Source organism: Halorubrum sp. SD683 (assembly GCF_002135045.1).
GTDB lineage: Archaea > Halobacteriota > Halobacteria > Halobacteriales > Haloferacaceae > Halorubrum > Halorubrum ezzemoulense.
Genome location: NZ_NEWJ01000032.1, coordinates 18334 through 30114, shown reverse-complemented (window position 1 = coordinate 30114; position 11781 = coordinate 18334). Strand labels below are relative to the sequence as shown.

General features: G+C 72.3%; 12 protein-coding genes and 1 pseudogene. 4 read left to right on the top strand and 9 right to left on the bottom strand.

Annotation, left to right across the window (positions count from 1 at the left end):
* Positions 1 to 365: 365 nt before the first annotated feature.
* The 3 genes from B9G49_RS09690 to B9G49_RS09680 are packed head-to-tail and all read right to left on the bottom strand — an operon-like array spanning position 366 to position 3398.
* The gene (locus B9G49_RS09690; protein ID WP_086216216.1) at positions 366 to 1010 is read right to left on the bottom strand and encodes a hypothetical protein; all 645 of its coding nucleotides are present in this window, start codon (positions 1008 to 1010) and stop codon (positions 366 to 368) included.
* A gap of 51 nt (positions 1011 to 1061) precedes the next feature.
* Entirely contained in the window at positions 1062 to 1589 is a 528-nt protein-coding gene (locus B9G49_RS09685; RefSeq protein WP_049932398.1) for a Mut7-C RNAse domain-containing protein, read from the bottom strand.
* Entirely contained in the window at positions 1590 to 3398 is a 1809-nt protein-coding gene (locus B9G49_RS09680; protein WP_086216215.1) for a helix-hairpin-helix domain-containing protein, read from the bottom strand.
* A 115-nt stretch (positions 3399 to 3513) separates the two neighbouring features.
* On the opposite strand from B9G49_RS09680, the gene B9G49_RS09675 reads away from it, so the two are divergent.
* Entirely contained in the window at positions 3514 to 3936 is a 423-nt protein-coding gene (locus B9G49_RS09675) for a DUF2237 family protein (RefSeq protein ID WP_049932401.1), read from the top strand.
* Positions 3937 to 4009: 73 nt separating this feature from the next.
* Positions 4010 to 5029, top strand: a complete 1020-nt coding sequence (locus tag B9G49_RS09670; protein WP_086216214.1) for a hypothetical protein — start codon at positions 4010 to 4012, stop codon at positions 5027 to 5029.
* Between the two features lie 7 nt (positions 5030 to 5036).
* Here B9G49_RS09670 and B9G49_RS09665 read toward each other — a convergent pair whose 3' ends face one another.
* From B9G49_RS09665 to B9G49_RS09635, 6 genes and pseudogenes are all read right to left on the bottom strand, one after another.
* Positions 5037 to 6278 (bottom strand): MFS transporter, encoded by a 1242-nt coding sequence (locus B9G49_RS09665; RefSeq protein WP_086216213.1) that lies wholly within the window; start codon positions 6276 to 6278, stop codon positions 5037 to 5039.
* Positions 6279 to 6427: 149 nt separating this feature from the next.
* Positions 6428 to 6700 (bottom strand): hypothetical protein, encoded by a 273-nt coding sequence (locus B9G49_RS09660; protein WP_049932405.1) that lies wholly within the window; start codon positions 6698 to 6700, stop codon positions 6428 to 6430.
* 92 nt (positions 6701 to 6792) lie between these two features.
* Positions 6793 to 8184: a signal recognition particle protein Srp54 gene (locus tag B9G49_RS09655; protein ID WP_049932406.1), complete on the bottom strand. Its 1392-nt coding sequence runs from the start codon at positions 8182 to 8184 to the stop codon at positions 6793 to 6795.
* A 371-nt stretch (positions 8185 to 8555) separates the two neighbouring features.
* On the bottom strand, positions 8556 to 9032 hold the full coding sequence (locus tag B9G49_RS09645; RefSeq protein ID WP_086216211.1) for a PIN domain-containing protein: 477 nt from the start codon (positions 9030 to 9032) through the stop codon (positions 8556 to 8558).
* A pseudogene (locus B9G49_RS17330) lies at positions 9029 to 9229 on the bottom strand (AbrB/MazE/SpoVT family DNA-binding domain-containing protein); the annotation flags it as partial. The pseudogene B9G49_RS17330 and the gene B9G49_RS09645, both read right to left, overlap by 4 nt.
* A 12-nt stretch (positions 9230 to 9241) precedes the next feature.
* The gene (locus B9G49_RS09635; RefSeq protein ID WP_086216210.1) at positions 9242 to 10111 is read right to left on the bottom strand and encodes a pantoate kinase; all 870 of its coding nucleotides are present in this window, start codon (positions 10109 to 10111) and stop codon (positions 9242 to 9244) included.
* A 146-nt stretch (positions 10112 to 10257) separates the two neighbouring features.
* Between B9G49_RS09635 and B9G49_RS09630 the strand changes: the two genes are divergently transcribed.
* Both B9G49_RS09630 and B9G49_RS09625 read left to right on the top strand, forming a co-directional pair.
* A complete protein-coding gene (locus B9G49_RS09630; RefSeq protein ID WP_049932411.1) occupies positions 10258 to 10767 on the top strand; it encodes a zinc ribbon domain-containing protein in 510 nt (169 codons plus the stop codon).
* Between the two features lie 122 nt (positions 10768 to 10889).
* On the top strand, positions 10890 to 11726 hold the full coding sequence (locus B9G49_RS09625; RefSeq protein ID WP_086216209.1) for a phosphatase PAP2 family protein: 837 nt from the start codon (positions 10890 to 10892) through the stop codon (positions 11724 to 11726).
* The last annotated feature ends 55 nt before the right edge of the window (positions 11727 to 11781 follow it).

The following is an 11781-nucleotide window of genomic DNA, read 5'->3' as shown; positions in this document are numbered from 1 at the left end:
CATGGCGTTCAGCGAGTGTGTCAAGATTGTCTCCCTGCTTTCGGCCGATCGCCGCGAGAACACGTTCTCGCGGGATCTCTCCCGCTGTTTGCTCACGTAGCTCGTGAAGTTCTTCCAGAGTGATTCCATCCAACCGACCCATTACTATAGAATACGACTATATTGGGAAATACTTTCGCACGACCGTATGAGTCCCGCCCCGCACCGCGCCTCACGCCTCCCCAGCCTCGTCGGCCGGCCTCCGCTTCGCTCCGGCCGGCCGACTCCCTCGCGCGTGCTGTCTCGCGGCCGCCGAGGGCGACCGCTCGGAGGCGCGCGCCACCGCACCGGGTTCGATTTATAAATAGCGTCGCGGTGCGTCCGCCTTACACCATGTCGCCGCGAACCGAGGCGCCCTCCTGCTCTGTGCGCTGTCGTTTCAACACGTCCGCGGCCTCGGTCGCGGCCTCCTCGTCGGCGCCGAGCATCCCGAGCGCGGCGGGTAGCGTCGGCATCGCGAGCGAGGCCTCGCGGAGGCGGTCGAAGGCCTCGTCGTCGCGCTCGCCGTCGACCCACAGGCAGACCCCGCGGGGGTCGAGCACCTCCTCGTAGGCGTCCCGGGCGAGCGCGCCCTTCAGGCGCTGCCGGACGTTGTCCTCGAAGCCCGCGTTACACACCTCCAAGTGGATCGGCTCGTCGTCGTCAAGGAGTTCGGCCGCGAGGCACTTCTCGGGTGCGGCGTACCCGTTGTCGCTCGTCCGCACGCGGTCCGGGTGCGCCTCGGCCCACTCGGCGTCGACGGTGGTGCCGACGCCCTTCACGCCGTACTCGGCCTTGAACGCCGCGGCCGCGTCGCCGTCGCCGCCCATGATCACGTCCTTGGTGAGATGGACGTCGAGCCGGTCGACCGGGTCGAGTCCGAGCGCCACGTCGCCGAACGCCCACACCTCGCGGACGGGCACCGGCATCGGTTCGCCCGCGACGCGGTCGACGAGCGACTCCAGACGGTCGACGGCCCCTTCGCGTTCCATTGGCGACGACTACGCGTCGGGCGGTCAAACCGGTTACGCTCGGCGGGGCGGTCAGATCTCGTCGAGCCGCGCCGCCACGTCGTCCCAGTGCCCCCCTTTCCAGAACCACTGGCCGCACTCGGTGCAGCGCCACCCCGGGCGCTCCGACCCTACGTCGTCCGGGACGTACTCCGGACGGTCGGCCGACGGGTCGCCGACTTCGAGCGAGTCGACGCGCTCGACGGGCCCGTTACACGAGCCGCACCGCGTCGGCTCGTCGGCGAGTTCGACGCGGAGACCGGCGGCGGCGAGTTCCCGGAGCTGGTCGAGCACGTCGCGCTCGGCGAGGAGGACGGCGTCGACGGCGGGGTCGCCGCGGGGGGCGCGGTCCGCGAGGTCGCGGTCCCGAGTGAGGAGGACGCGGTCCTCGGCGGCCGCGACCTCGCGGAGCCGGTCGTCGGCCTCGATCCCCCGGTCGAGCGCGTAGGCGGCGTCGTACCCGCAGAGCCGGAGGTAGGTGGCGAGCTTCCCGCACATCACGTCGAGCAGGACCGGCGGGCGGTCGGCGGCCGAGGGGGCGCTCCCGTCCCGGTCCGTCATCTACAGCAGGAACGACCGGAGCCCGTCGAGCGAGCGCGCGTTGAGCACGTCGGCGGCCCGCGCCCACCCCCGCCGCGCGGTGTGGACGCCGTACCGCGCGTTGTCGAGTTCGCGCGGGGCGTGCGCGTCGGTGTTGACGGCGATCGTCGCGCCCGCCTCGACCGCGGCCCGGACGAACTCGCCGTCGGCGTCGAGCCGAGCGGGGTTCGCGTTCACCTCGATGGCGGTGTCCGACGCGGACGCCGCCTCTGCGACCGCCTCCACGTCCGGGTCGAGCCCCGGTCGCTCGTTGATCAACCGGCCGGTCGGGTGGCCGAGCACGTCGACGTGAGGGTGCTCGACCGCCCGGACCAGTCGCTCGGTGGCCGCCTCGGCGTCCTGCCCGAGCGCGGCGTGCGGCGACGCGACGACCAAGTCGAGGGCGGCGAGCGTCTCGTCGTCGGTTGAGAGGTCGCCGCCGGCGTCGATGTTCGCCTCGATCCCGTGGAGGAGCGGGATATCGACTTCGTCGGCCGCCTCGGCGACCGCCGCGGCCTGCGCCTCGATGTCGGACTCGTCGAGCCCGACGCCGCCCACCATTCCCGGTCCGGTCGCGTGGTCGGTGACGACGTGGTAGTCGTAGCCGCGTTCTTCGGCCGCCGCGGCCATCTCGGCGATCGAGAAACCGCCGTCGGACCAGTCGGTGTGGGTGTGGAGGTCGCCGCGGAGCTCGTCCGGCCCGACGAGCGGCGGCAGGCGACCCTCGGCGGCGGCCTCGACCTCGCCGCGGTCCTCCCGGAGCTCCGGCGGGACCGGGTCCATGTCGAGCGCGCGGTAGACCTCGTCCTCGCTCTCCCCCGCGATGCGCTCGCCGGCACGCGTCGCGTCGGCCTCCGCGCCGTCCGCGGCGGCTCCGTTGGCCGCCTCGCCTTCCGCGTCGTCGTCGGCCGCCTCGCCCTCCGCGTCGCTCACGTCGAAGAGCCCGTACTCGTTCAGTTTGCGCCCGCGGTCGATCGCGCGGTTACGGACGGCGACGTTGTGCGCCCGCGACCCGGTGAAGTACTGGAGCGCGGCGCCGAACTCGTCGGGGTCGACGATCCGGAGGTCGACGCGGGTGCCGTCCGCGCGCACGCTCGCCTTCCCGGTGCCCGCCTCGATCGTCGCGTCCGCGGCCTCCCAGTCGGTGAACGCCTCGACGATTGGATCGCGCTCCTCGCTGGCGACGAGCAGGTCGATGTCCCCGATCGTCGGCTTCCACCGCCGGATCGAGCCGCACACCTCGACCGACTCGACGGCGTCGCGGTCGGCGAGGTACGCGAGCGCGTCGTCCGCGACCGGCCGGGCGTCGCCGAGGCGGGTCCGCTCGCGGGCCTCGCGCGCGAACGGAATGTTGTCGAGGATGTTCTCCTCCGTCTTGGCCCCGAAGCCGGAGACCTCCCGGATCTCCTCCGCCTCGGCGGCGGTCTCCAGCTCGTCGAGGTCGCTGATCCCGAGCGCGTCGTACAGCGAGCCGACCGTCTTCGGCCCGACGCCCTCCACCGCGGTCAGCCCGGCCATGTCGACGGGCAGCTCCTCGCGGAGCTCGGTTAATTCTCCGATCTCGCCGGTCTCGACGTACTCGACGATCTTCGCGGCGATGGCGTCGCCGACGCGGTCGATCTCGGCGACCGCGTCCTCGCCGTCGGCCGCGAGCCCCTCGATCGGCGCCGGGTGGTCGCGGACATTCTCGGCCGCCCGTCGGTAGGCGGTCGGTTTGTACTCGACGCCCGTCGCCTCGAGGAGGTCGGCGAACTCCTCCAACCGCGTCGCGACCTCGTCGTTCCGGCTCATCACGCGACCGTTCGGCGGGACGGCACTTATACCGCCGGGCGAACGCCCGCGATCGGCGCCGTCCGCGGGCCACATCGACCGGTCGCTTATTCCGACCGAGACCGAACCCGGTAGTATGTCGAGCGACCACGGCGGCGCCGACGGCACGGCGGACCGAAACGTCCTCGGGGGCGAATTGGCCCCCTGCGGCCGCGACCCGACGACCGGCTACCTGCGGGACGGACACTGTCGCGACGTGGACGGCGACGCCGGCGAGCACACGCTCTGTGCGGTCGTCACGGCCGAGTTCCTTCGGTACAGCCGCGACCGCGGCAACGACCTGATCACGCCCCGCCCCGAGTTCGAGTTCCCCGGGCTGGAGCCGGGCGACCGCTGGTGCCTCTGCGTCGGCCGGTGGCTGGAGGCCGCCGAGGCGGGCGTCGCCCCGCCGGTCGTCCTCGAGGCGACGGACGAGTCCGTGCTGCGCGCGGTCGATCCCGACCGACTCCGCGAGCACGAGTTCGACCCGGCGGCGTTCGATCCCGGAACGCTCGACTGAGGTGGGCGCGCGCCGGGGCGGCGTTCGGAGGCGACCCCGGAGGCTTTTTCGCCCCGGCCCGGGACTCCGAGACATGGCCGAGACGGGCGACGCGCCGGACGACAGCGTCCGCGAGCGCGCCGATCGGAGCCGCGTCGCGCTGTGGCTCCTGCTCGACGCCGACCGACGGCTCGTCACGGCCGTCATCCTCTCGCTCGTCTTCCTCGGACTGATGGCGGCCGGGGCCGTCCTGCCCGGCGCCGCCGAGACCCTCCGCGGCGGCGACTCCGTCGACACGCTGTTCCAAGGGCTCCTTACGGCCACGATCACCGGCGTCACGCTCGTGCTCACGCTGAACCAGCTCGTGCTCTCACAGGAGCTCGGCGCCGTCGGCGACCAGCGCGAGCGCATGGACGGCGCGATGGCGTTCCGGGACGACGCGGCGGCCGTCCTCGGCGAGCCGGTCAGCCCCGCCGAGCCGGCGGCGTTCCTCGGCGCGCTCGTCCGGACGGCGAGCGACCGCGCGACCGCCCTCCGCGAGGCCGTCTCCGGGACGACCGACGCGGAGTTGGCCCGGGCGACCGACGACCTGACCGACGCCGTCGCGGAGAACGCTGCCCGGACGACGGACGGGCTCGACGGGGCTCAGTTCGGCGCGTTCGAGGTGATATCGGCGGTCCTCGACTTCAACTACTCGTGGAAGCTGTTCGCGGCCCGGCGGCTCCGCGAGCGCCACGGCGAGGCGCTGAACGAGACCGCGGCGGCGGCGCTCGACGACCTGATTGAGACGCTGCGGCTGTTCGGCCCCGCCCGTGAACACTTCAAGACGCTGTACTTCCAGTGGGAGCTGATCGACCTCTCGCGGCGGATACTCGTGTCCGCCGTCCCGGCGCTGCTGACGGCGGCGGCGATGGTCGCCTTCTTCGACGCCGAGCGCTACGCCGGGTCTATCCTCGGCGTCGAGGCCGTCGCGTTCTGGGTGGCGCTCGCAGCCGCCGTCTCGCTCGTCCCGTTCGCGCTGCTTTTAGCCTACATCCTCCGGATCGCGACGGTGACGAAGCGCACCCTCTCAGTCGGCCCGTTCATCCTGCGCGAGACCGACGGCGAGGCGTGAGCGGCCGTCACTCCCTCGACTCGGTCAGCCAGAGCCCGGCTGCGACGGCCGCCGCGACCCCCATCGACACGGCCAGCAGCGCGAACGCCGGGCGGAACCCGGCGGCGTCGGCCACGACGCCGACCGCGCTCGGCGCGAGCGCGCCGGCCCCCATGAGCAGCGTCCGGACCACGCCGAGGCCGCCGCCGGCGAGCCGCTCGGGGAGCAGCTCCATCAGGTAGGCGCCCCGGACCGGGCGGAAGCCGTGCGACCCGAGGCCGAAGGCGGCGACGACCGCGCCGGCCGCGAGCGCGCTGCCGCCGAGCGCGGGGAGCGAGACGAGGGCGACGAGCGTCGCGGCCGCCAGCCCGAGCGTGGCGACCATCACGGGGAAGCGGCCGACGCGGTCAGAGAGATCGCCGGTGACGAGCTGGACGAGCGTCATCGCGAACACGAGCGAGTACAGCAGGCTCGCCGTCGGGCTCGCGAGCTCGACCGCCTCGGAGAGGTACAGCGGCAGGAACGCGACGAGGCCGTTGTAGGCGAACGAGAAGCCGACCGTCACGAGGACGAACGCCGCGAACCGGGCGTCCCCGAACAGCCGGAGGTAGTCGCGCGCCCCCGGATCGCCGCCGTCGTCGCCCTCGTCCGCCGCCCCCGTCGCCGCCGGGGATCCGGCGAGCCGGACCGCGGCGACGGCCGCGAGCGCGACGGCGAGCGTCCCGGTGAGCAGGAAGGGGGCGCGCCAGTCGGCGCCGGGCAGGCGCGCGAGGACGGCCGCGAGCGCGGGCGGCGCCGAGAGGACGGCGACGACGACCGCGGGCGCGGCGACCCCGCCCATCGCGCCGAGCGTGTCGTGCGCGCCGAGCATCCGCCCGGTGCGAGCGGGGTACACGCGGGCGATCAGCCGCACCGAGACGGTCTTGTGGACGCCCGTCCCCGCGCCGATGACGAGCATCGCGGCCACCAGCGCGGCGAAGGGGGCGTCGACCACCAACGCGAGCGACCCCGCGCCCGCGACGAGCGCGCCGGCGACGATCACCCGTACCGGACCCACCCGGTCCGCGACCGCACCGCTCGGGAACTGTAACAGCGCGTACACGATCATGAAGCCGGTGAACGCGGTCCCGACGGTCGCGTTGCTCACGCCGTAGGCGCCCCGGATCGACTCGAACAGCGGCGGGAAGAGGTACCGGACGAACTTCCCGAGGAACCAGACGAGCGAGACGAGGAGGAGGGCGTCGTACTCGCCGATTCGACGGGAGCGCATCGGGCGTCCTTGCCCGGTCGACGGCATAAAAGGTCTGAAGCGTCGGGCGGCCCGCGGTCGCGCGGCGTGTGGGCTCCCGTCGCCGCGTTGCGTTCTCTGTACTCGTGCCGCGTTACCTGCCGCCGCGATGGCGAACGCCGGCGCGGGCGCTATCCGCCACCGCCGCCGTACGACCCCTTCTGCGCCTCTAGCTCGCCCTCGCGACGGCCGTCGGCCTCGTCGGCGTCCGACGGCGGTTCGGCGTCTCCCGTCGACCGGCGGACCGCGAGCACCCACCCGAGGCCGTACGCCGCCGTCCCGCAGGCGACGCCGCCAGCCGTCCCGAGGGCGGACGCCCCGGCGAGCCCCGAGAGGACGGCCACCGCCGGACCGCCGAGGAGGGCGTATCCGAGGTTGTCGGTCACCACGTCGCGCACGGTCACGCCGGCCTCAACTCGCCCCCGTCAGAAGTGTTTTGTCGTCGCCCCGACCGGGCGGAGCGGACAGCCGCACGGGAACCGCCTCGCGGCGCCGCTCAGAACGGGCCCTTGCCGCCGCCCATCATGTCGCCGAGGCCGCCGCCCTCGCCGCCCATCTTCTTCATCATGCGCTGCATGTCGCCCTCGCCCATCCCTTGGAACTGGCTGATCGTCTGTTCCATCATCGAGTGCTGTTCGAGCAGCTGCCGGACCGTCTCCTCGTCGGTGCCCGAGCCGCGGGCGATACGCTCCGTGCGCGACTGGCCGACGACGCGCGGGTTCTCGAGCTCCTCCTCCGTCATCGAGTCCATGATGCGCTCGAAGCGGCGCATCCGGTCTTGGGTGACGTCCATCGCGTCGTCCGGGAGCTCGTCCATCATCCCGCCGCCGAGCCCCGGGATCATGTCCATCACCTGGTCGAGCGGCCCCATCTTGTTCATCGCGTCCATCTGCCGTTTCATGTCCTTCAGGGTGAACTCGCCCTGAAGCATGTCCTCGGGGTCCCAGTCTTCGTCCTCCTCCTGGGTCTCCTGCATAGCGCGCTCGACGCGCTCGGAGAGCTGCTTCAGGTCGCCCATGCCGAGCAGCCGGGAGATGAACCCCGACGGCTCGAACCGCTCGATGTCCTGGACCGTCTCGCCGGTCCCGAGGAAGGCGATCGAGGAGTCGGTCTCGTTGACCGCGGTCAGCGCGCCCCCGCCCTTCGCGGTCCCGTCGAGCTTGGTGATCACGACGCCCTCGATGCCGATCGACTCCTCGAACTGTCGGGCCTGCTCCTTCGCGCCCTGCCCGATCGCGGCGTCCAAGACGAGCAGCGAGCGGTCGGGGTCGACGACGCCTTCGATCTCCTCGATCTCCGCGATGAGGTCGTCTTCGAGCGCGTGCCGCCCCGCCGTGTCGACGATGTGAACGTCCGCGTCGGCCGTCTCTTCGAGGCCGGTGCGGGCGATGTCGACCGGGTCGTCGTTGTCGGGGTTCCCGTAGAAGTCGACCTCCGCGCGCTCGCACATCTGCTTCGCCTGGTCGTACGCGCCCGGCCGGAAGGTGTCGGTCTGGACGACCGCGGGCCGGAGCCCCTTCTTCGAGAACCACCACGCCATCTTCGCCGCGGAGGTCGTCTTCCCCGACCCCTGGAGGCCGGCGAGGAGGATCGTCTGGTTTTCTAAGGGGAGCTCGGTCGAGTCGCCGACCAACTCGACCATCTCCTCGTAGACGATCTTGAGGACGTGGTCCTTCGCCGTGGTGCCGCCCGGCGGCTCCTCTTCGAGCGCGCGGGACTTGATCGAGTCCGACAGCTCCATCACGAGGGAGACGTCGACGTCGGCGGACAGCAGGGAGCGCTGGATCTCCTTGACGATCTCCTCGACGTCGCTCTCGGAGAGTCGGGACTTCCCCTGGAGCTTGTCGAGGCTGCTCCGCAGGGACGTGCCGAGGTCGTCGAGTACCATTTGCCGGAGCTAGGCGGGCGACGCGGTAAAGCTTTGTTCGTCGGCGGGCGCTGCGAGGAGGCCGCGTCGAGGGCAGCGACTGGGACCTCGACGGGAGAGAGCGGCTTCGAGAGACGGCGGTGTACCGGTCGTCGCGATCGGACGGGACGGGGAGATACAACTGTGCGAGGGGTTCCACCGGGCGGCGGTCGCGTCCGTGTTCGAACTCGACGAGATTACGGTGAACGTCCTGTGTCGCCACGAGGAGCGGCAACGGATCCGGGACCGGATCGCCTCCGATCCGTCCGCGGCCCGGAGTCAAGAACCGCCGATCGAACTCCGCGAACACCCGGACTTGCGGGACCTCTTTCCGGACGAAACCCGGTAATCGATCACGCGGGAGACACGGTCAGCGACGGGAAGTACGTCGAGTAGAACTCCTCGTCGAAGCTGACCAGTCCGTCGCAGTCGACTGCGGCGTGCGCGCCGATGAGGAAATCGGCGGCGACGTGCTGGCGCGGTGAGAGCGACTTGCCGCACGCCTCGCAGTCGACGGACCGCTTCTCACCGCACGCGGGACACTGGATTCCGTCCGGACGGCGGTCCACGTATTCCCGGAACCGCTCGCCCGCGGCGAAGCGCGCCTCGCGTGAGGGTTCGGTCACGTCGACGCTGAAGTCCGCGAGAAAGCGATCGAGGTCGGCGGCCGATGCGAAGCGGCCGTCGGCCGCGAGTTCGGCGTAGACGACGGGCGCGGCAACGACCGCTCCGTCTCGATACGCGCGCCTGAGCGCCGCCCCGCTTGCGTCAGCGCGTTCGTCGTCGTACAGCAGCCCGAGGAACGCGTTCGTGTCGACCGCCGTCGTCACGGGTCGGCACCCGTCGTCCCGCCGTCGGAACCCTCGTCGGTTTCTGGTGGGCCATCGACCTCTCGCGGGTACTCGCCGCGGAGTCGACGCATCCGCTCCGGCATCGTCTGGTTGCTGTCGGCGCTTCCGCGATGCTTCTCGAAGGGGTCGTCGCCGTCTTCTGTGGTCGTCGCCCGCTTCTGGAGCCGATACTCGGATCCGAGGCGCCCTCAGTCGTCAACGAGCCGCGCGCCCGCGGCGTCGATCCGGCAGGCCTCGGGGTCGTAGCCCGCGTCGGAGAGCCCGGTGCCGAGCGCGAAGACGGTGCGGCCGAGCATCGCCATCGCGGCCTCGCCGCCGGCCGCGTCGACCGCGTCGATCGCCTCGGCCACCTCGGGAACGAGGAGATCAGCCTCGCCGGCGAATCCGCGGGCCGCGTCCATCAGCGTCGGGAGCCGCGGGTCCGCCCGAAGCCGGTCGAGCGCGTCCTCGCCGGCCGCCGAGAGGGCGTCCGTGTCGCCGCCGAGTACCTCCTCGGTCGACAGCTCGCCGAACGTGACGTACTCGACGCGCGCGCTCGCCGGCACACCGTCGAGCTCGCCGACGCCCGGCGCGCCGGGTTCGAGCCGGACCGGGACCCCGCCGCGCGCCTGCGCGACCACGTCGCCGAGGCCGGTCCCGCGGTCGACCTCCGCGGCGTGGGCGACGCGGACGAGCTCGTTCTCGGAGCGCCCCCGGTCGAACGCGTCGTTCGCCGCGAGCGCGGCCCCGAGCGCCGCGGCGCCCGAGACGCCGAAGCCCGCGCCGATCGGGAGGTCGGTCTCGACCGCCACGTCGGCGGCGGTCGCGTCCAGTTCGGCGAGCACGTCGTCGACCGCGCCGATCGAACCGACCTCGCCGTCGATGGTCGTCTCCCCAGCGGCGGCGGCGTCCGCCACCGTGTCCCCGTCGTCCGCCGCCGACACTCGGACCGTCACGCCGTCGGTGAGCGTCACGCCCGCGCCGCGCGACCCGGCGACGGTCGGGTCGTCGTCGCGGTGCGCGCTGAAGAAGGCAGTGACGTGACCCGGGACGAACGCGGTCGCCCGCTGGCTGCTCATGTCGCGGCCGACGGCCGGGCGGCGATTAACCGTTGTTATCCGCGACGGGATCCCCGGGGCGTCCGCGCGACGAGAGCGACCGCCCGGCCGCGGTCGCTCGGTGCGACACCGCAGGCCTAAGTACGGGCCGATCGAACCCGGGCCGTATGCGAAGCCAGTTGCGTCCCGTCCTCGCCGCCGTGCTCGCGCTGGTCCTCCCGGGGCTCGGCCACCTCTCGCTGCGCCGGTGGGGCCGGGCGCTGCTGTGGCACCTGACGATCATCGGCGGCGGCGTCGCGCTGTTTGCCCTGTACGACGTCGAACCGGTCGACCCTCTCGCCGACCCCGCGGCGGTGTCGGCCGCGGTCCCCCCGGACGTGGCGCTGCCGATCGCGCTCCTGTCGCTGCTGTCGGCGCTCGATGCGTACCTCGTCGGCCGGACCGTCGTCGCGGAGCGCGAGCGCGCCGCCACCGCCGAGGCGATGCGGCGTCAGGTCGAGCGCGCCGACGGCGACGACGGGGCGGGAGCCGGTCACGCCGCGCCGGTCGCGGCCGTGAGCGGCGGGGACGGCGAGGCCGTCGACGTGACCTGTCCCAACTGCGGCAAGGAGATCGACGCCGACCTCGAATTCTGTCACTGGTGTACCGAGCCGCTCCCGTGGGCAGAGTCGGACTGAGTCGACGGGGCGGTGCGGAGCGCGGCGGTCGTCGGAGACGCGGACCGACCCACCGCTACCGAGGGAGTAATACCGGTCCGGTCCTGGCCTCGTACCGACGGATGACGGGTGAGACGTAGTCGATGATCGAGCAACTCCCGGTCGAGTTCCTCCGGCTCCTCGGCGTCGTCCTCGCCGCCGTGGTCGCCGCGTTCGCCGCGCTGCTACCGGCGTGTGTCGGCCGCGATCGAGTCCGGAGCGTCCTCGCGGACCGCGAACTGCTCCGCGAGCGCGCGCGCAGAATCGCGCCGTACGTCGGCGGATTCGCGCTCGTGCTCGCCGTCAACAAGGGCCTGCTTCGACGGCTGGAAGCGTTCTCGTTCGAGTACGGCTACCGCGCGACGACTGCCATCTACGCTGTGGAGGGCGACCTCGTGGCCGCGATACAGGACGCGATCCCGCGGGCCGCGGTGTACTACTTCGGACCGATATACGTCGTCGGCTACGTCGTGTTGCTCTCGTTCCCGCTCGTGGCGTACGCGTTCGCCCGGAATCTGCGACCGCTGAAGCGACTGATCGCGGCGTACGCGGTCAACTACGCGTTCGCGATCGCCTGCTACGCCGGGGTCGTCGCGTACGGTCCGCGCAGCTACCGCGACGTGCCCGGTGCCGACCAGAGCGCCGCGAGCGTCGAGCCGCTCCTCCTCGACTGGTTCCGCGGCGTGACGCGGCTGACGGCGCGAGTGAACGTCGAGACGAACGTCTTCCCCTCGCTTCACACCGCGCTGTCGGTGACGGTGCTGCTCGCGGCCGTCTTTACCCACGAGGAGTTCCCGCGGTGGACGCCAGTGGCCGCGTTCCTCACCGCGAGCATCGTGGTGGCGACGATGTTCCTCGGGATCCACTGGGCGACCGACGTGGTCGCCGGGACCGCACTCGCCGCCGGCAGCGTCGCGCTCGCGAACCGCGTCGTCGACTGAGCGGCCGCACACGGTCCGCGCACGAGCGCGCGGCGAGCGCTCCCGGCGCCGGTCG

What these genes read in the sequence shown, in the direction of transcription:
- B9G49_RS09690 (WP_086216216.1), bottom strand. Translation starts at nt 1,010, where the DNA reads ATGGAACGCGAAGGGGCCGTCGACCGTCTGGAGTCGCTCGTCGACCGC.
- B9G49_RS09685 (WP_049932398.1), bottom strand. Translation starts at nt 1,589, where the DNA reads ATGACGGACCGGGACGGGAGCGCCCCCTCGGCCGCCGACCGCCCGCCG.
- B9G49_RS09680 (WP_086216215.1), bottom strand. Translation starts at nt 3,398, where the DNA reads ATGAGCCGGAACGACGAGGTCGCGACGCGGTTGGAGGAGTTCGCCGAC.
- B9G49_RS09675 (WP_049932401.1), top strand. Translation starts at nt 3,514, where the DNA reads ATGTCGAGCGACCACGGCGGCGCCGACGGCACGGCGGACCGAAACGTC.
- B9G49_RS09670 (WP_086216214.1), top strand. Translation starts at nt 4,010, where the DNA reads ATGGCCGAGACGGGCGACGCGCCGGACGACAGCGTCCGCGAGCGCGCC.
- B9G49_RS09665 (WP_086216213.1), bottom strand. Translation starts at nt 6,278, where the DNA reads ATGCGCTCCCGTCGAATCGGCGAGTACGACGCCCTCCTCCTCGTCTCG.
- B9G49_RS09655 (WP_049932406.1), bottom strand. Translation starts at nt 8,184, where the DNA reads ATGGTACTCGACGACCTCGGCACGTCCCTGCGGAGCAGCCTCGACAAG.
- B9G49_RS09635 (WP_086216210.1), bottom strand. Translation starts at nt 10,111, where the DNA reads ATGAGCAGCCAGCGGGCGACCGCGTTCGTCCCGGGTCACGTCACTGCC.
- B9G49_RS09630 (WP_049932411.1), top strand. Translation starts at nt 10,258, where the DNA reads ATGCGAAGCCAGTTGCGTCCCGTCCTCGCCGCCGTGCTCGCGCTGGTC.
- B9G49_RS09625 (WP_086216209.1), top strand. Translation starts at nt 10,890, where the DNA reads ATGATCGAGCAACTCCCGGTCGAGTTCCTCCGGCTCCTCGGCGTCGTC.